18 protein-coding genes, 2 tRNA genes, 3 rRNA genes and 1 pseudogene are annotated in these 22,846 nt (G+C 41.4%); 14 read left to right on the top strand and 10 right to left on the bottom strand.

Going from position 1 to position 22,846, the window contains the following annotated elements; genetic code table 11:
* The first annotated feature begins 167 nt into the window (after positions 1–167).
* The 8 genes and pseudogenes from J655_RS22545 (at position 168) to J655_RS22515 (ending at position 8,059) form a co-directional block, all read left to right on the top strand.
* Positions 168–1,705, top strand: a 16S ribosomal RNA gene (locus J655_RS22545).
* Positions 1,706–1,764: 59 nt separating this feature from the next.
* Positions 1,765–1,841 (top strand) — tRNA-Ile (locus J655_RS22540).
* A 55-nt stretch (positions 1,842–1,896) separates the two neighbouring features.
* Positions 1,897–1,972 (top strand) — tRNA-Ala (locus J655_RS22535).
* A 352-nt stretch (positions 1,973–2,324) separates the two neighbouring features.
* Positions 2,325–5,215: ribosomal RNA gene (locus J655_RS22530) — 23S ribosomal RNA — on the top strand.
* Positions 5,216–5,401: 186 nt separating this feature from the next.
* Positions 5,402–5,516 (top strand): 5S ribosomal RNA (gene rrf, locus J655_RS22525).
* The 16S, 23S and 5S rRNA genes sit together here with 2 tRNA genes alongside, the layout of an rRNA operon.
* Before the next feature lie 146 nt (positions 5,517–5,662).
* Entirely contained in the window at positions 5,663–6,058 is a 396-nt protein-coding gene (locus J655_RS22520) for a DUF2007 domain-containing protein (RefSeq protein ID WP_017482434.1), read from the top strand.
* Positions 6,059–6,190: 132 nt separating this feature from the next.
* Positions 6,191–6,754, top strand: a pseudogene (locus J655_RS0104835) (DUF4256 domain-containing protein).
* A 141-nt stretch (positions 6,755–6,895) separates the two neighbouring features.
* The gene (locus tag J655_RS22515) at positions 6,896–8,059 is read left to right on the top strand and encodes an acyl-CoA dehydrogenase family protein (protein ID WP_032053214.1); all 1,164 of its coding nucleotides are present in this window, start codon (positions 6,896–6,898) and stop codon (positions 8,057–8,059) included.
* Positions 8,060–8,086: 27 nt separating this feature from the next.
* On the opposite strand, the gene J655_RS22510 is transcribed toward J655_RS22515, so the two are convergent.
* Positions 8,087–8,605: a GNAT family N-acetyltransferase gene (locus tag J655_RS22510; RefSeq protein WP_032053213.1), complete on the bottom strand. Its 519-nt coding sequence runs from the start codon at positions 8,603–8,605 to the stop codon at positions 8,087–8,089.
* Positions 8,602–9,201, bottom strand: a complete 600-nt coding sequence (locus J655_RS22505) for a TetR/AcrR family transcriptional regulator (RefSeq protein ID WP_017482430.1) — start codon at positions 9,199–9,201, stop codon at positions 8,602–8,604. Before J655_RS22505 ends, J655_RS22510 begins: the two co-directional genes overlap by 4 nt.
* Positions 9,202–9,387: 186 nt before the next feature.
* Between J655_RS22505 and J655_RS22500 the strand changes: the two genes are divergently transcribed.
* The 6 genes from J655_RS22500 to J655_RS22475 are packed head-to-tail and all read left to right on the top strand — an operon-like array spanning position 9,388 to position 17,729.
* Positions 9,388–11,193 carry an acyclic terpene utilization AtuA family protein gene (locus J655_RS22500; RefSeq protein ID WP_017482429.1) on the top strand — a complete coding sequence of 602 codons (1,806 nt, stop codon included), beginning with the start codon at positions 9,388–9,390 and terminating at the stop codon, positions 11,191–11,193.
* Positions 11,194–11,213: 20 nt separating this feature from the next.
* Positions 11,214–12,101 carry an SDR family oxidoreductase gene (locus J655_RS22495; RefSeq protein WP_032007473.1) on the top strand — a complete coding sequence of 296 codons (888 nt, stop codon included), beginning with the start codon at positions 11,214–11,216 and terminating at the stop codon, positions 12,099–12,101.
* A gap of 2 nt (positions 12,102–12,103) precedes the next feature.
* Positions 12,104–13,717 (top strand): acyl-CoA carboxylase subunit beta, encoded by a 1,614-nt coding sequence (locus J655_RS22490; protein WP_032007474.1) that lies wholly within the window; start codon positions 12,104–12,106, stop codon positions 13,715–13,717.
* Between the two features lie 42 nt (positions 13,718–13,759).
* Positions 13,760–14,917 (top strand): acyl-CoA dehydrogenase family protein, encoded by a 1,158-nt coding sequence (locus J655_RS22485; protein WP_017482427.1) that lies wholly within the window; start codon positions 13,760–13,762, stop codon positions 14,915–14,917.
* Between the two features lie 16 nt (positions 14,918–14,933).
* Positions 14,934–15,770: an enoyl-CoA hydratase/isomerase family protein gene (locus J655_RS22480; RefSeq protein ID WP_032007476.1), complete on the top strand. Its 837-nt coding sequence runs from the start codon at positions 14,934–14,936 to the stop codon at positions 15,768–15,770.
* A gap of 18 nt (positions 15,771–15,788) precedes the next feature.
* Entirely contained in the window at positions 15,789–17,729 is a 1,941-nt protein-coding gene (locus J655_RS22475; RefSeq protein WP_032007477.1) for an acetyl/propionyl/methylcrotonyl-CoA carboxylase subunit alpha, read from the top strand.
* A 54-nt stretch (positions 17,730–17,783) separates the two neighbouring features.
* Here the strand turns inward: J655_RS22475 and J655_RS22470 are convergent, their stop codons facing one another.
* The 8 genes from J655_RS22470 to rpsI form a co-directional block, all read right to left on the bottom strand.
* Complete coding sequence (locus J655_RS22470) at positions 17,784–18,203, bottom strand: roadblock/LC7 domain-containing protein (protein ID WP_002117819.1); 420 nt, start codon at positions 18,201–18,203, stop codon at positions 17,784–17,786.
* A complete protein-coding gene (locus tag J655_RS22465; RefSeq protein ID WP_005065256.1) occupies positions 18,196–18,756 on the bottom strand; it encodes a GTP-binding protein in 561 nt (186 codons plus the stop codon). Before J655_RS22465 ends, J655_RS22470 begins: the two co-directional genes overlap by 8 nt.
* An 8-nt stretch (positions 18,757–18,764) precedes the next feature.
* The gene (locus tag J655_RS22460) at positions 18,765–19,730 is read right to left on the bottom strand and encodes a hypothetical protein (protein WP_005074839.1); all 966 of its coding nucleotides are present in this window, start codon (positions 19,728–19,730) and stop codon (positions 18,765–18,767) included.
* 83 nt (positions 19,731–19,813) lie between these two features.
* Positions 19,814–20,173 (bottom strand): hypothetical protein, encoded by a 360-nt coding sequence (locus tag J655_RS22455; RefSeq protein ID WP_032053208.1) that lies wholly within the window; start codon positions 20,171–20,173, stop codon positions 19,814–19,816.
* A 338-nt stretch (positions 20,174–20,511) separates the two neighbouring features.
* Positions 20,512–21,168, bottom strand: coding sequence for a hypothetical protein (locus tag J655_RS22450; RefSeq protein ID WP_002117870.1), 657 nt, complete (start codon positions 21,166–21,168; stop codon positions 20,512–20,514).
* An 18-nt stretch (positions 21,169–21,186) separates the two neighbouring features.
* Positions 21,187–21,621 carry a ClpXP protease specificity-enhancing factor gene (locus tag J655_RS22445; protein WP_002117840.1) on the bottom strand — a complete coding sequence of 145 codons (435 nt, stop codon included), beginning with the start codon at positions 21,619–21,621 and terminating at the stop codon, positions 21,187–21,189.
* Positions 21,622–21,627: 6 nt separating this feature from the next.
* Complete coding sequence (locus J655_RS22440) at positions 21,628–22,281, bottom strand: glutathione S-transferase N-terminal domain-containing protein (protein ID WP_002117854.1); 654 nt, start codon at positions 22,279–22,281, stop codon at positions 21,628–21,630.
* Between the two features lie 174 nt (positions 22,282–22,455).
* Positions 22,456–22,842: a 30S ribosomal protein S9 gene (rpsI, locus tag J655_RS22435; RefSeq protein WP_002048725.1), complete on the bottom strand. Its 387-nt coding sequence runs from the start codon at positions 22,840–22,842 to the stop codon at positions 22,456–22,458.
* Positions 22,843–22,846 lie beyond the last annotated feature (4 nt).

Below are 22,846 nucleotides of genomic sequence, written 5' to 3'. Positions count from 1 at the left end.
AGAGAATTGAAGAACAACTTGTGTGGATTTTTACTGGTTGATTAATCGAAATAATTTTCATTGATTGATTGGTTTAAATTACTCGAAGTTTATTTGAGCGAAATTTAAGTCAGTAATTGATGAGCCAGAATTGGTACCTTGTCTTTAAATAAGGTACAAAATGATTTTAACTGAAGAGTTTGATCATGGCTCAGATTGAACGCTGGCGGCAGGCTTAACACATGCAAGTCGAGCGGAGAGAGGTAGCTTGCTACTGATCTTAGCGGCGGACGGGTGAGTAATGCTTAGGAATCTGCCTATTAGTGGGGGACAACATTTCGAAAGGAATGCTAATACCGCATACGTCCTACGGGAGAAAGCAGGGGATCTTCGGACCTTGCGCTAATAGATGAGCCTAAGTCGGATTAGCTAGTTGGTGGGGTAAAGGCCTACCAAGGCGACGATCTGTAGCGGGTCTGAGAGGATGATCCGCCACACTGGGACTGAGACACGGCCCAGACTCCTACGGGAGGCAGCAGTGGGGAATATTGGACAATGGGCGCAAGCCTGATCCAGCCATGCCGCGTGTGTGAAGAAGGCCTTATGGTTGTAAAGCACTTTAAGCGAGGAGGAGGCTACTTTAGTTAATACCTAGAGATAGTGGACGTTACTCGCAGAATAAGCACCGGCTAACTCTGTGCCAGCAGCCGCGGTAATACAGAGGGTGCAAGCGTTAATCGGATTTACTGGGCGTAAAGCGCGCGTAGGCGGCTAATTAAGTCAAATGTGAAATCCCCGAGCTTAACTTGGGAATTGCATTCGATACTGGTTAGCTAGAGTGTGGGAGAGGATGGTAGAATTCCAGGTGTAGCGGTGAAATGCGTAGAGATCTGGAGGAATACCGATGGCGAAGGCAGCCATCTGGCCTAACACTGACGCTGAGGTGCGAAAGCATGGGGAGCAAACAGGATTAGATACCCTGGTAGTCCATGCCGTAAACGATGTCTACTAGCCGTTGGGGCCTTTGAGGCTTTAGTGGCGCAGCTAACGCGATAAGTAGACCGCCTGGGGAGTACGGTCGCAAGACTAAAACTCAAATGAATTGACGGGGGCCCGCACAAGCGGTGGAGCATGTGGTTTAATTCGATGCAACGCGAAGAACCTTACCTGGCCTTGACATAGTAAGAACTTTCCAGAGATGGATTGGTGCCTTCGGGAACTTACATACAGGTGCTGCATGGCTGTCGTCAGCTCGTGTCGTGAGATGTTGGGTTAAGTCCCGCAACGAGCGCAACCCTTTTCCTTATTTGCCAGCGAGTAATGTCGGGAACTTTAAGGATACTGCCAGTGACAAACTGGAGGAAGGCGGGGACGACGTCAAGTCATCATGGCCCTTACGGCCAGGGCTACACACGTGCTACAATGGTCGGTACAAAGGGTTGCTACCTAGCGATAGGATGCTAATCTCAAAAAGCCGATCGTAGTCCGGATTGGAGTCTGCAACTCGACTCCATGAAGTCGGAATCGCTAGTAATCGCGGATCAGAATGCCGCGGTGAATACGTTCCCGGGCCTTGTACACACCGCCCGTCACACCATGGGAGTTTGTTGCACCAGAAGTAGCTAGCCTAACTGCAAAGAGGGCGGTTACCACGGTGTGGCCGATGACTGGGGTGAAGTCGTAACAAGGTAGCCGTAGGGGAACCTGCGGCTGGATCACCTCCTTAACGAAAGATTGACGATTGGTAAGAATCCACAACAAGTTGTTCTTCATAGATGTATCTGAGGGTCTGTAGCTCAGTTGGTTAGAGCACACGCTTGATAAGCGTGGGGTCACAAGTTCAAGTCTTGTCAGACCCACCATGACTTTGACTGGTTGAAGTTATAGATAAAAGATACATGACTGATGATGTAAGCTGGGGACTTAGCTTAGTTGGTAGAGCGCCTGCTTTGCACGCAGGAGGTCAGGAGTTCGACTCTCCTAGTCTCCACCAGAACTTAAGAGAAGTTCGGATTACAGAAATTAGTAAATAGAGATTTCGGTCTTGGTTTATTAACTTCTGTGATTTAAGTATCACGGTATTAAGCATGACCTGACGAAGGCGTGTTTATTCATTAACAGATTGGCAAAATTGAGTCTGAAATAAATTGTTCACTCAAGAGTTTAGATTAAGCAATTAATCTAGATGAATTGAGAACTAGCAAATTAACTGAATCAAGCGTTTTGGTATATGAATTTAGATTGAAGCTGTACAGTGTTTAAGTACACAAACAACAGATAGTAGCGATGAAGAATCGCACGGACAACACTCACTTGTAGGTGTTGACGACTGTTTGGGGTTGTATAGTCAAGTAATTAAGTGCATGTGGTGGATGCCTTGGCAGTCAGAGGCGATGAAAGACGTGATAGCCTGCGAAAAGCTCCGGGGAGGCGGCAAATATCCTTTGATCCGGAGATTTCTGAATGGGGGAACCCACCTACTTTAAGGTAGGTATTGCAACATGAATACATAGTGTTGCAAGGCGAACGAGGGGAAGTGAAACATCTCAGTACCCTTAGGAAAAGAAATCAATTGAGATTCCCTCAGTAGCGGCGAGCGAACGGGGATCAGCCCATTAAGTTATGTGTGTTTTAGTGGAACGCTCTGGGAAGTGCGAACGTAGAGGGTGATATTCCCGTACACGAAAGGGCACACATAATGATGACGAGTAGGGCGAGGCACGTGAAACCTTGTCTGAATATGGGGGGACCATCCTCCAAGGCTAAATACTCCTGACTGACCGATAGTGAACCAGTACCGTGAGGGAAAGGCGAAAAGAACCCCTGTGAGGGGAGTGAAATAGATCCTGAAACCGCATGCATACAAGCAGTGGGAGCACCTTCGTGGTGTGACTGCGTACCTTTTGTATAATGGGTCAGCGACTTATATTCAGTAGCGAGGTTAACCGTATAGGGGAGCCGTAGAGAAATCGAGTCTTAATAGGGCGTTTAGTTGCTGGGTATAGACCCGAAACCAGGCGATCTATCCATGAGCAGGTTGAAGGTTGGGTAACACTAACTGGAGGACCGAACCCACTGTCGTTGAAAAGCCAGGGGATGACTTGTGGATAGGGGTGAAAGGCTAATCAAGCCTGGTGATAGCTGGTTCTCCCCGAAAGCTATTTAGGTAGCGCCTCGGACGAATACCATAGGGGGTAGAGCACTGTTTCGGCTAGGGGGTCATCCCGACTTACCAAACCGATGCAAACTCCGAATACCTATGAGTACTATCCGGGAGACAGACTGCGGGTGCTAACGTCCGTAGTCAAGAGGAAAACAATCCAGACCGCCAGCTAAGGCCCCAAAATCATAGTTAAGTGGGAAACGATGTGGGAAGGCATAGACAGCTAGGAGGTTGGCTTAGAAGCAGCCACCCTTTAAAGAAAGCGTAATAGCTCACTAGTCGAGTCGGCCTGCGCGGAAGATGTAACGGGGCTAAAACTATGTGCCGAAGCTGCGGATTTGACATTAGTCAAGTGGTAGGGGAGCGTTCTGTAAGCCGATGAAGGTGTATTGAGAAGTATGCTGGAGGTATCAGAAGTGCGAATGCTGACGTGAGTAACGACAAAACGGGTGAAAAACCCGTTCGCCGAAAGACCAAGGGTTCCAGTCCAACGTTAATCGGGGCTGGGTGAGTCGACCCCTAAGGCGAGGCCGAAAGGCGTAGTCGATGGGAAATTGGTTAATATTCCAATACTTCTGTGTAATGCGATGAGAGGACGGAGAAGGTTAAGTCAGCCTGGCGTTGGTTGTCCAGGTGGAAGGATGTAGGTATGTATCTTAGGCAAATCCGGGGTACTCTATACTGAGATCCGATAGCAAGCTGTACTTGTACAGTGAAGTGGCTGATACCATGCTTCCAGGAAAAGTCTCTAAGCTTCAGTTACACAGGAATCGTACCCGAAACCGACACAGGTGGTCAGGTCGAGTAGACCAAGGCGCTTGAGAGAACTCTGCTGAAGGAACTAGGCAAAATGGTACCGTAACTTCGGGAGAAGGTACGCTGTTGTTGGTGATGGAACTTGCTTCCTGAGCTGACGACAGCCGCAGAAACCAGGCCGCTGCAACTGTTTATTAAAAACATAGCACTCTGCAAACACGAAAGTGGACGTATAGGGTGTGATGCCTGCCCGGTGCTGGAAGGTTAATTGATGGGGTTAGCGTAAGCGAAGCTCTTGATCGAAGCCCCAGTAAACGGCGGCCGTAACTATAACGGTCCTAAGGTAGCGAAATTCCTTGTCGGGTAAGTTCCGACCTGCACGAATGGCATAATGATGGCGGCGCTGTCTCCAGCAGAGGCTCAGTGAAATCGAAATCGCTGTGAAGATGCAGTGTACCCGCGGCTAGACGGAAAGACCCCGTGAACCTTTACTGCAGCTTGACACTGAACTTTGACCTTACTTGTGTAGGATAGGTGGGAGGCTTTGAAGTTGGAACGCTAGTTCCAATGGAGCCGTCCTTGAAATACCACCCTGGTAATGTTGAGGTTCTAACTCTGTCCCGTTATCCGGGACGAGGACCGTGTCTGGTGGGTAGTTTGACTGGGGCGGTCTCCTCCTAAAGAGTAACGGAGGAGTACGAAGGTGCGCTCAGCGTGGTCGGAAATCACGCGTAGAGTATAAAGGCAAAAGCGCGCTTAACTGCGAGACCCACAAGTCGAGCAGGTACGAAAGTAGGTCTTAGTGATCCGGTGGTTCTGTATGGAAGGGCCATCGCTCAACGGATAAAAGGTACTCTGGGGATAACAGGCTGATACCGCCCAAGAGTTCATATCGACGGCGGTGTTTGGCACCTCGATGTCGGCTCATCTCATCCTGGGGCTGAAGCAGGTCCCAAGGGTATGGCTGTTCGCCATTTAAAGAGGTACGCGAGCTGGGTTTAGAACGTCGTGAGACAGTTCGGTCCCTATCTACCGTGGGCGCTGGAAATTTGAGAGGATCTGCTCCTAGTACGAGAGGACCAGAGTGGACGAACCTCTGGTGTACCGGTTGTGACGCCAGTCGCATCGCCGGGTAGCTATGTTCGGAAGGGATAACCGCTGAAAGCATCTAAGCGGGAAGCCTACCTCAAGATAAGATTTCCCTAGGAATTTATTCCTCTAAAGAGCCGTTCGAGACTAGGACGTTGATAGGTTGGATGTGGAAGCATAGTGATATGTGAAGCTGACCAATACTAATTGCTCGTGAGGCTTGACTATACAACACCCAAGCAGTTGTATATGAAGCATCAATCGATTCATAAACATGCAAAGCAACTTGATTTAGTTATACTACTAGCTAAAATGAACAACGAAAAATCAGACCAATCAGCCCATCTGTAAAGATTTGGAAAACGCAACGTATCACACAGTGAATAAAACGAAGCAAGTATCCATACCAGTTGTGCTGGCGACCATAGCAAGAGTGAACCACCTGATCCCTTCCCGAACTCAGAAGTGAAACCTCTTAGCGCTGATGGTAGTGTGGGGTTACCCATGTGAGAGTAAGTCATCGCCAGCTCATTATTCTAAACACCCCCGTTCTAATGAATGGGGGGGTTTTTTATTGGGGGGAATTTGTATCCTCAATCTTTAAACATTAAAACTTATTCAAATTATAAAGAAATAAATCTACTCTAAAATTATTTACCTAATTAGAAATTTAATATGCAATGGATCGTAATTAAAACTTTCTCGTTTCCTTATGAGGCACAAATTGCAAAGACTCAACTAGAAGCATTTGGAATTCCTGTTTATATTGAAAATGAGCATACAATTAATATGGATTGGTTTTATTCTAATGCTTTAGGTGGGGTTCGTTTATTAGTTCCAGAGAACTATGTTGATGAAGCGAAGTCATTTCTTGAAAAAGACTTTAGTGATGAGCTTGAACAAAAGTTCGGGGAGAGTAAAGAATGTTGCCCTGAGTGTGGAAGTTTGGATATAGAAGTTAATACTAAAGGAAAAAAATCTGCCTTTTTAGCGTTTATGTTTTTTGGCCTACCTTTATTTTCTTTTAAAAATGGTAATAGATGTAAGCGTTGTGGACACTTTTGGAATTAAATATATAGTAAACGATTATTGATTATCTTAATTATGGAGCCTAATGAAGAGATATAGGTATGAAAGCTATTGATATTAAAAAATAAATTATTTTGATGGCCATTCAATTTAATAAATATAAGGACTTATTTAATGGTAAATAAAAAACAGCTCACTCAAAAGCAAATAGAGTTACTCCTTGAATTATGAAGGAATAGATTTGAAAAAAATACACATCGTCATACAGAAATGGATTGGTCGGATGTGCAAAATAAACTAATTAAGGTTCCTGATAAACTTTGGTCATTGCAGGAAATGGAAAATACAGGAGGAGAGCCTGATGTTATTGTTTTTGACCAGCAGAAAGACGAATATTTATTTGTAGATTGCTCTCTTGAGACACCTAAAGGTCGTAGAAGCCTTTGCTATGATCGTGAGGCTTTAGAATCTAGAAAAGATCATCCTCCTAAAAATAGCGCAATAGATGTAGCTAAGGAAATGGGAGTTGAACTTTTAACAGAAGAGCAATATTACCAACTACAAGAAATTGAAGAGTTTGATCTTAAAACATCAAGTTGGCTCAAAACCCCAAATGAGATTCGTAAACTAGATGGAGCACTTTTTGCTGATCGTCGATATGGTCGTGTCTTTATTTATCATAATGGAGCGCAGTCTTATTATGCTGCTCGTGGTTTCCGTTGTTGCTTAAGAGTATAGGCATTGCATTGTATTTGAATAAAAAGAATAGGCTTTGATGTTTTATGCCAAGAAAATGGAGATTCTTGCAACTTTTGATTAATGGCAAACATGACAAGATATGTTCTGGAATTAAATAAAAACATCAGGACACCTGTAGAAATGCAACCCAACCCAATTTACTATAATGAACAACATATTGCTTTTGCTGATAATGTTCGTCGATTTGTACAAAAAGAAATGGCTCCTTTCGTTAATGAATGGGATGAGGCTGAGACATTCCCAAGAGAGCTATATAAAAAGGCTGCTGAAATTGGTCTATTAGGTTTAGGTTTTTCTGAGGAATATGGCGGTATTCCCGATGCAGATCCATTTTATTCATTACTGGCTGGGGTAGAAATGGCAAAAGCTGGTTCGGGGGGAGGACATATTTCACTCATGGTACATACAATTGGAGCACCACCGATTCAGCATTTTGGTAGCGAAGAATTAAAGTCAAAAGTTTTACCAGGGATTATTTCTGGTGAAAAGATTTCAGCATTGGCGATTACAGAACCAGGCGGTGGTTCTGATGTGGCTGCATTACAAACTAAAGCTGTTCGTGATGGTGACTATTATGTTGTCTCGGGTGAGAAAACATTTATCACATCGGGAATTCGTGCAGATTACTATACTGTTGCAGTGCGTACAGATCCAACCAAAACAGGTGCTGAAGGCATTTCAATGTTGCTCGTTGATGCGCACAGTGAGGGAATTACTAAAACACCTTTAAAGAAAATGGGATGGTGGGCTTCTGATACAGCTCATTTGCATTTTGATCAAGTGAGAGTACCTGCATCAAATCTGCTCGGTAAAGAAAATGCTGGTTTTAAAGTTATTATGAATAATTTTAATATGGAGCGTTTTTTCTTGGGTGTAGTGGCGTATGGCTATGCTTTAGTCTGTTATGAAGAAGCTTTAGATTGGGCACAGCAACGAAAAACTTTTGGTAAGCGATTAATAGATCATCAAGTGGTTCGTCATAAATTGGTAGATATGGCAACGCAATTAACCTCAACACGTGCTTTGCTTGAAGAAACTGCATGGAAAATGACACAGCCGCAATTACAAGGCCCTGAGTTAGTCGCACAGATTTCGATGCTTAAGAATGTGGCAACACGTGCTATGCAATTTTGTGCTGATGCTGCTGTGCAAACCTTAGGTGGTATGGGCTTTATGCGTGGGACAAAATCTGAGCGTATTTACCGTGAAGTGAAGGTGAATATGATTGGTGGCGGTGCTGAAGAAATTATGAAAGATTTGATTAGTAAGCAGCTCGGTTACTGATTTATGGATTAGGTGGTTTTGTACTACCTAATCTTCTTCGAGTATTAGTTGTAACGGATCAACCCATTGTTTGTTTAAAACTGCCCATCTCTCATGATCTTTCCAAGTTTTTCCGCCAATACGAAGATATTGGCGAGAAAAGCCTTCTTTTATGAAACCGGCATTGGCAACCAGTTGAATTGAGGCAATGTTATCAGGTTGTATATTTGCTTCTAGCCGATGCAAGTTTAGTTTTTCAAAGGCCTCTTTGATTAATAACTTTAGCCCTTGTTTCATGTAGCCATGACCTTGATAGGGGTGGAATGCTTCATAGCCCAAGTAAGCTGAATAGAAATGACCTCTAATGACATTAGAGATGTTAAAAGTTCCAACAATACTGTGGTCTTGAGTTAAGCAAACAAAATAGCGATGCTCTTGTTCTAGATATCTTTGAAAGTCGGCTGGTGGATATGTCCAAGGTTGGTGTAATTGAATACTACGTTCATAGGCTGCTTGAATCTCTACAAGGTCACCTTTCTTGGGTTTACGCAAATAGACTAAACTCATTTTAATGCCATCTCCCAAACCATTTCGGTTAACTCATCAATTTTGACTTTACCTTCAGATTTATACCAAGTGACAGTCCATGAAATCGCACCACCAACTAATCTTCGCCAAATAAAGGCATCATGTTTTATCTTGCTTTGAGTGCGTAACTTTTCAATGACATCTAACCAGATTTGTTCATATTCATTACGCATTTCTAAAAGATAATCTTGTTTTTCTTTTGACAGCGCAAACCACTCATAAACCAAAACAGCCATAGCTGCACCAGTATCTCCAGTAATTGAAATGAGTTCTGCTTTAATAAGAGCTCGTAATTGATGTTCTGGATCGGTAGATTGAGCTGCTGCCTCTTCTAAACGAGCAAGATTGTGAATGATAGTTTGCTCCATTACGTGAGCGAGGATGTCATCTTTACTTTTGAAGTGGTGGAACAAGCTACCTGATTGAATCCCAATAAATTGAGCAAGTTCGCGTACAGTAGTTTTGTCATAGCCTTGCTTGTGAAATAGATAGGCAGCCCCCTGTAATAAACGACCTCGTGGACTATCATCAAAGCAAGAAATATTTGGAATCTGTTCAATTGAAGTAGCAATCATACGAAAGCTGAATCCTTTATATAAAAATATTTACGGAAAAAATTTTGCTAAATCTCACCATGTTTTAGGCTAGTTGTCGAGTTTGGCAGTTTTAGTCAATTTCACAATAACATTTTGCTCTTTACAAACCAAGCGCTTGCTTGGTAATGTTGAGTGTAATTTTTAAACAAAATAATGAGAAATAAAATGGCAAGTGATCAGCAGGATGATAAGCGTGTCGTAAAAATAGGTTGTGCCTCAGGTTTTTGGGGGGATACCAATACTGCCGCTTTCCAATTAGTACATTTAGCCGATATTAATTATTTGGTTTTTGATTACTTGTCAGAAATCACCATGTCGATTATGGCAAAAGCGAAAATGGTAGAACCGAAACATGGTTATGCTTTGGACTTTGTCAGTCGGGTGATGGCGCCTCTACTTAAAAAAATTGCAGAAAAAAAGATTAAGGTCATTAGTAATGCAGGTGGTGTTAACCCATTGGCATGTCGAGATGCTTTGCAAAAAATAATTAAAGAATATGGACTAGAGCTAAAAGTTGCCGTGGTTTTAGGTGATGATCTTTTACCGCAACATGAGCACCTCAAACAGCAAAATATTCGGGAAATGTTTAGCGGGGAAGCTTTGCCAGAACAAGTGGCGAGTAGTAATGCTTATTTAGGGGCGGTGGCTATTCGTGACGCCTTAGACTTAGGCGCTGATATTGTAATTACTGGCCGTGTAGTTGACTCTGCTGTGGTACTTGCACCCTTAGTTCATGAATATCAATGGTCACTCGATGACTATGACAAATTGGCGCAAGGTTCGTTGGCAGGTCATGTGATTGAGTGTGGTGCCCAGTGTACGGGTGGTAATTTTACCGATTGGCAATTGGTGCAGGGCTTCGACAACATGGGTTTTCCAGTGGTTGAAGTGAGTGGAGATGGCTCATTTGTTGTAACTAAGCCTCAAGGTACAGGTGGTCTAGTTTCTACCGCTACGGTTGCAGAGCAAATTGTTTATGAAATAGGCAATCCTCAAGCGTATTTACTACCCGATGTAATTGCTGATTTCAGCCAAGTGCATTTAGAACAAGTTGGGGAGCATCGAGTCCGTGTGACGGGAGCGAAAGGACAAGCACCAACTACACAATATAAAGTCAGTGCGACCTATCCAGATGGTTATCGGGTTTTAGTGAGTTTTTTAATTGCAGGACGTGAGGCACCACAAAAAGCACAAGTCATTGCTGATGCGATTTTGACTAAGTGCGAACGTGTTTTAGCAATGCGTTCGGTACCACCTTTTAGTGAAAAGTCTGTTGAGATTTTAGGTATTGAAAGTACCTATGGCGAACATGCTCGAGCATTAAATAGCCGTGAAGTTGTGATCAAAATAGCTGTAAAACACATGTTTAAAGAAGCATGTATGTTCTTTGCATCGGAAATTGCTCAGGCTTCAACAGGCATGGCTCCGGCTTTGGCAGGGATAGTGGGGGGGCGTCCAAAAGCATCGCCAGTGATTAAACTATTTTCATTTTTAATAGATAAAAATCAAGTAAGTGTCGAAATCGATTTTGAAGGAAAACGCTACCCAGTTGAGATTCCACAAGGAGTTTCTACAGAGCAATTGCCTAATTTAAAGGCAGGTGAAAATGCAATTTATCAAGGAGATGAAATTGAAGTTCCTTTGATTGAAATTGCTCATGCCCGCAGTGGTGATAAAGGCAATCATAGCAATATTGGTGTGATTGCACGTAAAGCAGAATATTTGCCATGGATTCGTGCAGCACTGACGGAAGAGGCTGTTGCAAGCTATATGCAACATGTCTTAGATGCAGAGAAAGGGCGAGTAATCCGTTATGAGTTACCGGGTTTGAATGCACTAAATTTTATGCTAGAAAATGCCTTGGGTGGCGGTGGTGTTGCAAGTCTACGTATAGATCCGCAAGGGAAGGCCTTTGCACAACAATTATTGGATATGCCTGTAAAAGTTCCGGCACATCTTTTAGAAAAATAAAATAAATGGATGAAACAAAGATGAGTTATCAATCAATATTTAGACCAGATGCTTTCGCCAATAAAGTCATTATTGTGACAGGTGGTGGCTCTGGAATAGGGCGTTGTACGGCACATGAGCTTGCAGCCCTCGGCGCTCAAGTAGTGATTACAGGACGAAAAATTGAAAAATTAGAGAAAGTAAGCCAAGAAATTATAGAAGATGGGGGCTTAGTTCATTTCATTGTTTGTAATAACCGTGAAGAAGAACAAGTGAAAAATATGATTGCCGAAGTGATTGAGAAATTCGGCAAACTAGATGGCTTGGTAAATAATGCTGGCGGCCAGTTCCCCTCAGCTTTAGAGAATATTTCAGCGAATGGTTTCGATGCAGTCGTGCGTAATAATTTACACGCAACTTTCTATCTAATGCGTGAAGCTTATAACCAATGGATGGCTAAACATGGTGGCAGTATTGTAAATATGACTGCTGATATGTGGGGCGGCATGCCGGGAATGGGACATTCTGGTGCTGCGCGTTCAGGGGTTGATAACTTAACTAAAACAGCATCGGTTGAGTGGGGCAAATCTGGCGTTCGTGTAAATGCGGTTGCACCGGGGTGGATTGTGTCATCCGGTATGGATAATTATAGCGGTGATTTTGCCAAAGTAATTATTCCAAGTCTTGCTGGCAATGTACCGCTCAAACGTATGGGAACTGAGTCAGAAGTTTCATCGGCAATTTGTTATTTACTGTCCGATGCTGCGGCTTTTGTGTCAGGAGTAACTCTGCGTATTGATGGTGCCGCATCGCAAGGAACACGAATGTATCCACTAGCTGAAGCAACAAATAGTCAGTCTTATAATGGTTTCCATCGCGCGTTTATTCCTGAAATTTTTCAGAAAAAGACTGAGGCTGAGGAGGAATAACAGTGACTATTCTCCAATCCGAAATTGCTGTTGGTAGTGAACAGTATCAAAAGAATAAAGAGGCATTGCTTACTCAACTGAGTGAAGTCCGTGCAATTCAGCAAAAAAGTATTGATAAATCATATGCTGCCAAACCGAAATTCGATAAAAAGGGCAAGATTCTACCGCATGAGCGTGTACGGTTGTTACTCGATGCTGATTCACCTTTTGTTGAGCTTTGTGGCTTGGTTGGCTACAACATGCATGATGACAAGGACGGCTCCGAAGCAGGTGGTGGCGTAATTGCCGGCATTGGTTTTGTCAGTGGTGTGCGCTGTCTGGTCTCTGCAAGTAATAGTGCGATCAAGGGCGGGACCATGTCCCCTATGGGCGTACAAAAAACTTTGCGTTTGCAAAAAATTGCCTTAGAACAAAAACTCCCGCTGATTACGCTGACCGAAAGTGGCGGCGCTAACTTAAATTATGCTGCTGAAGTATTTACCTATGGTGGAATGACTTTTGCCAATCAGGCACGTCTTTCTGCGGCGGGGATTCCCCAACTTGCAGTGGTGCATGGTAATGCAACGGCAGGAGGTGCTTATCAGCCCGGTCTTTCAGATTATGTAATTGCTGTACGTAAACAGACTGAAATGTTACTTGCAGGCCCACCTTTACTTCTGGCTGCCACGGGTGAAGTCGCTACAGCGGAGGAATTGGGTGGGGCAGAAATGCATGCGCAGGTTGCTGGAACCGCAGAATATTTGGCTGAAAATGATGCTGACGGTATTCGGCTTGCACGTGAAATTTTTGAACACCTGAACTGGAAAGAGCAAATCAAACCAGTTGATGTGACTTATAAAGAGCCTCGTTACGATACCGAGGAACTGTTGGGTGTTATTCCAAGTGATCCTAAACAACCATTCAATATGAAAGAAGTGGTTGCCCGCATTATTGACGATTCAGATTTTCTAGAATTTAAGCAGGAATATGATGATTTAACGGTATGTGGCTGGGCAAAAATTGGAGGCTTGCATACCGGTATTATTACCAATAATGGTCCGATTACCCCTCAAGGGGCAGCTAAAGCAGCTCAGTTTATTCACTTATGTGAACAGACTAATCGCCCGTTATTATTCTTACATAACACTACTGGCTTTATGGTGGGAACCGATGCCGAGCAAAATGGCATTATTAAACATGGCTCAAAACTGATTCAAGCGGTTGCCAATTGTACTGTACCTAAAATTTCGATCGTTGTGGCAGGCTCATATGGTGCTGGTAACTACGCGATGTGTGGTCGAAGCTTATCACCAGACTTTATTTTTGCTTGGCCAAATTCGCATGTTGCCGTAATGGGTGCTGCTCAAGCTGGAAAAGTGCTACGCATTGTGGCTGAAGGGAAACAAAAAGCTTCCGGTCAGGAACCGAATCCGCAAATGCTCGATTTTCTTGAGCAAAGTACAGCGATGAAATTGGAACAGCAATCTACTGCGCTTTTTAATACGGCCATGTTACATGATGATGGCATTATCGATCCGCGAGATACCCGAAAATTATTAATTTTCCTTTTACAGACCATTTATGAAGCACAGCAACGAGAGCTAAATCCAACTCGTTTTGGTGTGTCCCGTTTTTAATCAACCTTTACCGCAATTAAAAAAATTAATAGGAATAACACAATGAAATTTACTGCCGAACATGAAGCATTACGTCGCACAGCGCGTCAATTTGTTGAAAATGAACTGAATCCGAATATTCCGGAATGGGAAGAAGTTGGACGTTTCCCGATCCACGATGTATTTAAAAAGATGGGGGATCTTGGCCTATTGGGGATTTGTAAGCCTGAGGAAAATGGTGGTCTGGCTTTAGATTATTCGTATAACCTTGTGGTCGCAGAAGAAATTGGCTATGCGACTTGTGGCGGGGTGCCTTTAGCTATTGGTGTACAAACCGATATGGCAACACCTGCTTTGGCACGTTTTGGAAGTAAAGAGTTACGCGATGAATTTTTAACACCAGCGATTGCTGGGGAATATGTTGCATCCATTGCAGTATCGGAAGTACATGCTGGTTCGGATGTTGCTGCCATTAAAACGACTGCTAAAAAAGATGGCGATGACTATGTCATTAACGGCAGCAAGATGTGGATTACCAACTCATTGCAGGCCGACTTCTTTTGTCTTTTAGCCAACACATCTGATGATAAACCTCATGTTAATAAGTCGATGATTATTGTGCCGGCAAAAACTAAAGGGATTAGTTTTTCAGAACCATTAAATAAATTAGGGATGCGTTCAACGACCACAGCACAAGTTTATTTAGACAATGTACGTGTGCCTCAGCGTAACTTGGTGGGTGTCGAAGGTATGGGCTTCATGATGCAAATGATGCAATTTCAGGAAGAGCGTTTATGGGCATGTGCTAATGCGATTGGCGGCTTGCAGCATTGTATTCAGCAAACGATTAATTACACCAAAGAGCGTACTACTTTTGGTCAACCACTCATTAATAATCAATATATTCATTTCCGCTTTGCTGAACTCATGACGGAAGTGGAAGCACTTAAAGCATTAACTTATCAAGCATGCGAACAGCATATTGCGGGCGAAGATGTCACGATGTTGGCATCTATGGCAAAACTCAAAGCTGGACGTTTAACTCGTGAAGTTGCTGATAGTTGTCTGCAATACTGGGGTGCCAATGGCTTCATGTGGGATAACCCTGCATCGCAGCTGTATCGTGATGGTCGTTTAGGCTCTATTGGCGGTGGTGCAGATGAGATTATGTTGGGGATTATCTGTAAGTTGATGGACATTCTGCCTAAAAAGCAGAAATAAAAATAAGGAATACACCATGACACTTTCGATATCTTTACAAGCTTTAGATCTTGATGACAGCATTCAATTAGAACAAGACAGCAGTATTTTATACCTTTGGTTAAATCGACCAGAGAGCCGTAATGCCATGAACTTGAATATGGTGAATGCCATTCAACAAGTTTTTGCTGCTATTCGCGATGACCTTTCGATTCGTGCGGTGATTATCCGTGGTGAAGGCGGGGCTTTTTGTGCAGGTGGGGATATTAAAGACATGGCTGCCTTACGAGTTGAAGCAACTCATGTCGGCAGTCTACAACCTTATGCTGACTTTAACCGCCGTTTTGGTGCCATGCTTGAGCAAGTTGAAGCTGCACCACAGACTGTTGTGGTCATTTTAGAGGGGGCAGTGTTAGGTGGGGGATTTGGTCTTGCATGTGTTTCCGATGTTGCCATTAGTCGTGACAATACCCAGTTTGGTTTACCTGAAACGGGTCTAGGTGTAATTCCTGCGCAAATTGCTCCTTTTGTGGTGAAACGTATTGGCCTGACTCAGGCACGCCGACTTGCTTTACTCGGCATGCGTTTTGAAGGACATACAGCACTAAGTGTCGGTGTGGTTCATCAAATTGCACATAATGAAATTGAGCTTGAACAAGCTTTACAGGAAACCATTCAACACATTAAACGTGCCGCACCCGAGGCTTCCCGCGTGACTAAAGCACTGTTACATCGAACGTTCAATGAGCCTTTGAGTGATTTATTAGATGATGCTGCACAGCAGTTTGCTCAAGCGGTTGGTGGTGCCGAAGGACAAGAAGGTACGATGGCTTTTATCCAGAAACGGTTGCCGAATTGGACCGATGAATCATAAGCGATAGGAATAAAAATAATGAAATTTTCAAAAGTACTGATTGCCAATCGTGGTGAAATTGCAGTTCGAGTCATGCAAACTGCTAAGGCAATGGGCTATCAAACTGTCGCAGTTTATTCCGATGCAGACCGTCATGCTCGCCATGTGCAAGAGGCCGATGAAGCTGTCTATATTGGTGCTTCAAAAGTATCTGAGTCATATCTTTCAATTACCAAGATAATAGATGCATGCAAAAAGACAGGTGCTGATGCAGTTCACCCTGGCTATGGTTTTTTGTCAGAAAATACTGATTTTGCTCAGGCATGTATCGACAACCAGATTACATTTATTGGGCCTACCGCTTCTGCAATTGAGTTAATGGGCAGTAAACGCCTTTCAAAAATCGCCATGATTGAGGCGGGCGTTCCTTGTGTGCCGGGGGATGAAGGTGACCGACAAGACCTTGAATATTTAGCAACTCAAGCTGAGCAGATTGGCTTTCCAATTATGGTCAAAGCTTCTGCGGGTGGTGGCGGTCGTGGCATGCGTTTGGTACAGCAAGCATCCGAGTTGTTTGAGGCATTACAAACCGCACGTTCAGAAGCTGAAAATGCTTTTGGTTCGGGGGAGTTGATTTTAGAAAAAGCAGTCATTGCTCCACGCCATGTCGAAATTCAGGTTTTTGGTGATACGCATGGTAATTATATGTATTTGTTTGAGCGCGATTGTTCAATCCAGCGCCGTCATCAGAAGGTTGTTGAAGAAGCTCCATGTCCGGTCATGACTCCCGTACTGCGTCAGCAAATGGGTGAGGCTGCGGTTGCTGCCGCTAAAGCATGTGCTTATGTCGGTGCGGGAACGGTTGAATTTTTACTTGATGCATCGGGTGCATTTTACTTTTTGGAAATGAATACCCGCTTACAGGTAGAACATCCTGTGACTGAGCTTATTACAGGATTGGACTTGGTTGAATGGCAGTTGCGTATTGCCAATGGTGAGCACTTACCACTGCAACAACATGAATTGACTTTAAACGGACATGCTATTGAAGTACGTTTGTATGCAGAAGATCCACGGCAAGATTTCTTACCCCAAACAGGACAAGTTCTGCGTTGGCAGCCAGCAACTTTGCCAAATGTACGGATTGATCATGGCATGTTGGCAACTGATGAGGTTAGCCCATTTTATGACCCGATGGTGGCGAAGGTGATTGCATATGGGAAAACCCGTGAGGATGCGATTCGCTTACTCGCTCGTGCAGTTGATGACTGTGTGTTGCTAGGTGTAAATAGTAATAAGCAGTTTTTGGTCAATTTACTGCGTCATCCAATCGTGGTTGCAGGGGATACTAATACTGCATTCATTCAACAGCATTTTCAAAACGACAGCAGTCTGCATAAGCAGGTTCTATCTTTAGAAACCTTAGCTATTGCTGCGGCATTATTTAGCCAAAGAAAAGGAACTGTGGCATGGCAAACGGGTCTTGGCGTGTCGTTACCATTAAAACTTAAATATGATGATCAGCAAATTCAATTACAGCTTTCATCTGTAAATAACACGTTTACGGTAGAGCTCTGTGATCAATCAGTTTGTATTGAAGTGCTTGAGAGAATGCCAGAGCAATTAGTTTATTTAATTGATGGTGTACGTCGCCGTGTGCAATATGTATTAAATGATGATCAGCTTTATTTAGATCAAAATAATGGCAATGTCGCAATTCGCAATGTAACTTATGCTGCACCAGAAGCTGCCGATGTTGCCGGAGATGGTAAAATTCGTGCACCAATGGATGGTACTGTGGTGAATATTCTGGTCAATAAAGGTGATCAAGTCATAAAAGGCCAAACTTTATTAGTGCTTGAAGCCATGAAAATCCAACAGCAGATTAAATCGGATGTTGATGGAATAGTTGATGATGTTTTAGGTCAGCAAGGGCAGCAAGTAAAAAAACGGCAGATGTTATTTACTATTCAAATCTAGTAAAAAATACCGCTCTATATGAGCGGTATTTTACTTTAAATGAGGAGTCCTGATTTATTCTCCATCGGCCTCTGCAATTGTCTGACTTGCTTTTTTTAGGCTATATAGTAGTTGACCTAAAAGGACTTCTTTATTACTTAGCGTAACCATGACCATTGGGTGATGAACAGCAGGAATAGCAGTTAAAATGGCCTTGCCATTATCTGCATCTAAAGTAATGTTGTTACAGCCCGTCAGTTGAATCTCTTTTAAAAATGCAGTGACCATTGCCAAAATTGAGCTACTTACGGCTGCTAACTTAGTAGTGTTATGGTGGTTCTTGTGGCTCACTGTTGCTAATTCAAAACCATCAGAAGAGCAAATCATGACAAAATCTACACCACGCGTATTCATCAAAATATTATGAGCTTCGGCTTTTGCAAGTTGTAGTAACTGTGTTGGAGCGGTTCGTTTTTGAGTTGGGATACTAAGCATGATCATTCCCTTGAGATGTTGAGCCTACCTTGACTTCAAGTGATGCAATTAATGATTCAACCATCATTAAAATTTGTTCTTGCTCACGTGCATCAATAAAAAAAAGAGGGTATGGTAGTGCATTTGCTTTTATCCAATGACGATATTGTTGAAGTGATGACTCTTTATTTTCGTCAACATGAGTAATACCAATCGCAATATTGTCGTTATAATTTTTAAAGGTTTCTAAATAGCTTTCTAACTCGGCAATTGGATTAGAGCTATTATGATCTAATAATAAAATAACACCGATTGCACCTTCACAAATGACCGACCATATAAAATCAAAACGGCTTTGTCCCGGGGTGCCATAGAGTCCGATTTTGATTCCATCATCTAAAGTAATTTCACCATAATCAATACCTACAGTGGTCTGGGTTTTCTGGTGGCTCTGTACATCAGTGTTGAATGCTTCTGTTTCCAGAATTGGAATTTCAGATAGCGATTTAATCGCTTCTGTTTTACCTGCCCCCATACTACCTGCAAAGACAATTTTATATTGCTGTATAATCATAACTTCCCTTAAAGACCAAAACGCCGTCTAATTTTCCCTATAAAATTTTTAAAAAAATGATTGTCTGTATTTGAATTTTCTAAATAAAAATTTGGTGTGTAAGCACATTTATTTGCAGAAATAAATTTTCCATTATTTGCCATTAAACAAGCGGTAACGAAGCGTAAGACGTCATTGATTGATAAGTTAAGCTGTTTAGCCACATCAGTAATTTTTGCGCCTTGTATAAAGCATGCGGAGAGTTGTAGGCTCACTTTTCTATATTCTTTTTGATAGGGCTGTGGCCAATAGTCAATTTTAAAATAACTATCCTTCGAGGCTAGATTCTCAAAATTGTTTGAAGTCCAAATCAGATTCCATAACCAGTCTTGTACATAATAATCTTTTTTACGAGAAACCTTAGTAAAATCAGATGTTTTTGCAAAAGCAAAGTTAAAGCTCATATTAGTTTGTGTTTTTTGACGAGAGGGCTCCAACCAAGCAATTTGAGTTCTATTATCAATAATCGCTAAAGTGCCTTTATCATCAAAGATGTGTAGCCTAGGGTTTTCTGAACTGTGCAAATTCCTTATAAATTTATTATCAATGAATGGAGGCTCATTTGATAAATCAGAAACTACAGCAAAGTTTGTCTGATCTAAAGAGGACAATAAATTGTCCTCTAGCCATTCTAATAGAGGTTCTGTTTTTTCTACTGGTAGATGTAAGGTGTGTTCATAAATAGAATTTCTATTTTCTGAAGCTGTTTTCGTAACTTTTAAATAAAGAAATTTTTTCTTGTGAAGAATATTTTGAATATTATCTGCATCAAAAAAGTTTTCGTTAATGATTAATAAATCAATATGATTACTGGAAATATTAACCCAGTTAATACCATATTGATTTGATATTAGATTGCGGATTAATATTTTTAATTCATCTGAAACTTTTAAGCTTAAACCTGAAACTGCAATATTTATGCAATGACTATCCATAGTATCATTTTAATTTTTTATAAATTGATGTAATGATTTTTTATGCTCTTTATAATGAATATAAAGAGCATAAACTAAATCACTTAACTGAAATCGAGCTCTTTTTCAAATGACTTTAACTCATGACGAGCCATAGCCAAATTTGATTTGCTACGGTCGAGTACTAAGTAAAGGAACAAATTATTATTACTTTCTAAAGGTCGAATTAAATGGTAAGCCTTACCTAAGGTAATTAACATATCCTCAATATTGTCATTTAACTTCAATGCATTAGCTACATTTCGCTTTGCGCGAATGACTTCTGTATTACCAGCAGCAGCCAATTCTAAATCAATTTCCCCACCACCTTGTGTTGCAAGTGACAATCCACTTTCTGAATCAACAAGTGCAGAAGCAATAAAACCATCAATTGTCGTTAAGCTATCTAAAGAAAGTTTAGCCATTTTTTATCTCTCAGGATTCTAAAATTATATTTACTACTTTTTCCTAAAAGTAGCTGAAATTCATTATATTTTTGCTCAATTTGAAGTCAATAAATTAAATAAAAAGTAAAATTGTTGTTTTGGGAAATAAGTGACACAAAATGTCAGACCATAGAAAATATTATAAGATTGTTTTTACGTTTTAATTTTAATACTGTGCTGAGTTTAACATTATATATTTTAAAATCTGGATAAAATAATTGTAATAGAATATTAATAAAATACTTGTAGATAAAATGTTCCAATTTTAATAATAAAAAAGGGGAAATAATGAATTCCCCTTTATAGCAATAAGTGAACTAAACGAGCTGCGTATAAATACAATATAAGTAACCCAAAATTGCTAAAGCAACGATAGGGGCAATAATCTTTGACCATGTAGGTACAGAAATCTCGGTAGTTTGTTCTTCAATATGCAAGTCTTCGTGATGAGGTTGGGCTTGATGAACCATTTGATTGAACTCCTTCATTGTTGTATCCAATGATAGCTCTTCTTGTTCCACAGGTTTAGAACCAATTAATTCATTTAGGTTGTTTGTTAACCAAACCCAATCTTCAGCTTGACCTGATAAGTGTTCGATCTGACCTAGAATTAATTCTTTTAAGCCGTTATGCCCAAAACCACCTGTTTCATCGAGCTGATTAAGTTCTGCTAATTGCAAAGTTAAAATTTCAGAAATACTCTGTTCTAGTTCTGAATTTTTTAAAGTCGACTGATTATGTTTAGAAGTTGTTAAATGACGAGCAACTTCTTGAATATAGAGTGGGTCTGAGGTTTTAATTTCTTGATAAATCTTATTGTCATTCTGACGCCATAAACTAATTAATTTTCCAAGCGCAAGAATATTCACCTCATCAATCAGTTTATTTTTTTCATTAACTGGATATTGATTTAAAAGCTGAGGCTTTTGAATTTTTATCTGCTCAGCAAAGTATTGGACTAAATCAAATGCCATGCTTTCTTCCTCTAATATTTAATCTAAAATTCGTAACGATGGTTTTTTCTTGGTTGATGTTGTTTCAGTTGCTTCTTGTACTTCAGACTCTACTGTATTTTCTACAGGTGTTACATTGGCATATTCTTCAGGATCAAAGAATAAACCTTGCCCATTCTCACGTGCGTAAATCCCTAAAACTGCTTGAATAGGGACATAAATATCTTTTGACGCCCCACCAAAACGAGCAGAAAAAGTAATGGCTTCATTGGCAATAAGCAATTGATGAACAGCATGAGGGACAATATTTAAAACAATTTGTCCATCTTTAACAAATTGTTGCGGAACGTCGGTATGCGGTTGTGTCGCATCAACTAATAGATAAGGAGTCAGTTGGTTATCACAAATCCATTCATAGATTGCACGAGCAAGATAAGGACGTGTAGGGGTTAAATCAATAGTTTGCTCAGACATATCACGCTATTCCATATTTAATAGTTCATTGTAACGGTTTTTCTCTTGAGGCGTCATTGATTTAGCAAAAGAAGGCCGTTCAAAGATACGTTTACAGTACAAAAATATAGGTCGACAGTGCTGTTTTGGTAAATCAATTCCCATGCTATTTAATCTTAAAAAGATAGGGGCAAGCATGCAGTCCAAGATTGTAAAACTCTCAGACATGAAATACGGAAAATGCTGAAATAGGGGAGTAAGTGAAATCAATGTTTCACGTAGTTCTTTTTGAGCTTTTTGCTTTTGTTCGAGATTTAGAGAGTCTGCATGTTTTAACATGTGATCTGCTAATTTGAACCAGTCATTTTCAAGTCTCCAAATATACTGCCGCTGTTCTGCACGCATCATAGGAGCATCGGCATAAAGCTTGCTTTGACGATAACGATCATCTAAATATTCAGCAATGATAGGGGCTGAAAATAATTTAAGATTTTGTTCGACCAACATTGGTAATTGATTATAAGGATTTAAGCTGGCCAAATCCTCGTCTTCATGGTCAGTTATGATCAATTGATATTTGATTTGTTTTTCTGCTAATAAGAAACGAATCCAGTGAGAACGGAAATCATCAGCATGACTGTAAAGGGTAATCCCCTGAATAGAGGTGTTTTCGACCGACATATCACAAGACGACGTGGTTGAGTGAATCGATTAGGATACTAAAAATGCTCTAGGAAATCACGGTTCTAAAGAGATAGTTTGTTTATATTTATAAGTTTGCATTTTATGGTTCTATTTTTATAATAAAAAAGCCTTGGAAAAATCCAAGGCTTTTTGTCCAACTCGATAAACGAATTAACGTTTAGAGAATTGAGGACGCTTACGAGCTTTACGTAAACCAAGTTTCTTACGTTCAACTTCACGAGCATCACGAGTAACGAAACCAGCTTGACGTAAAACAGGTTTTAAAGTTTCGTCAGCAGCGATAAGCGCACGAGTAATACCGTGACGGATCGCGCCAGCTTGACCACCGATACCACCACCTTTAACAGTGATGTAAAGGTCAAACTTTTCAGTAACTTCTAAAAGTTCTAAAGGTTGACGAACAACCATACGAGCAGTTTCACGACCGAAATATTGCTCTAAAGTACGGTTGTTAATAACGAGTTTACCTGTACCAGCTGACAAGAAAACACGTGCAGTTGCGGTCTTACGGCGACCTGTACCATAATTAGTAGCCATGTGC

Origin of the sequence: Acinetobacter sp. 1294243 (assembly GCF_000588015.1) — a bacterium.
Classification (GTDB): Bacteria; Pseudomonadota; Gammaproteobacteria; order Pseudomonadales; family Moraxellaceae; genus Acinetobacter; species Acinetobacter pittii.
The sequence above is the reverse complement of the archived record's forward strand: the minus strand, read 5'-3'. Positions and strand labels throughout refer to the sequence as shown.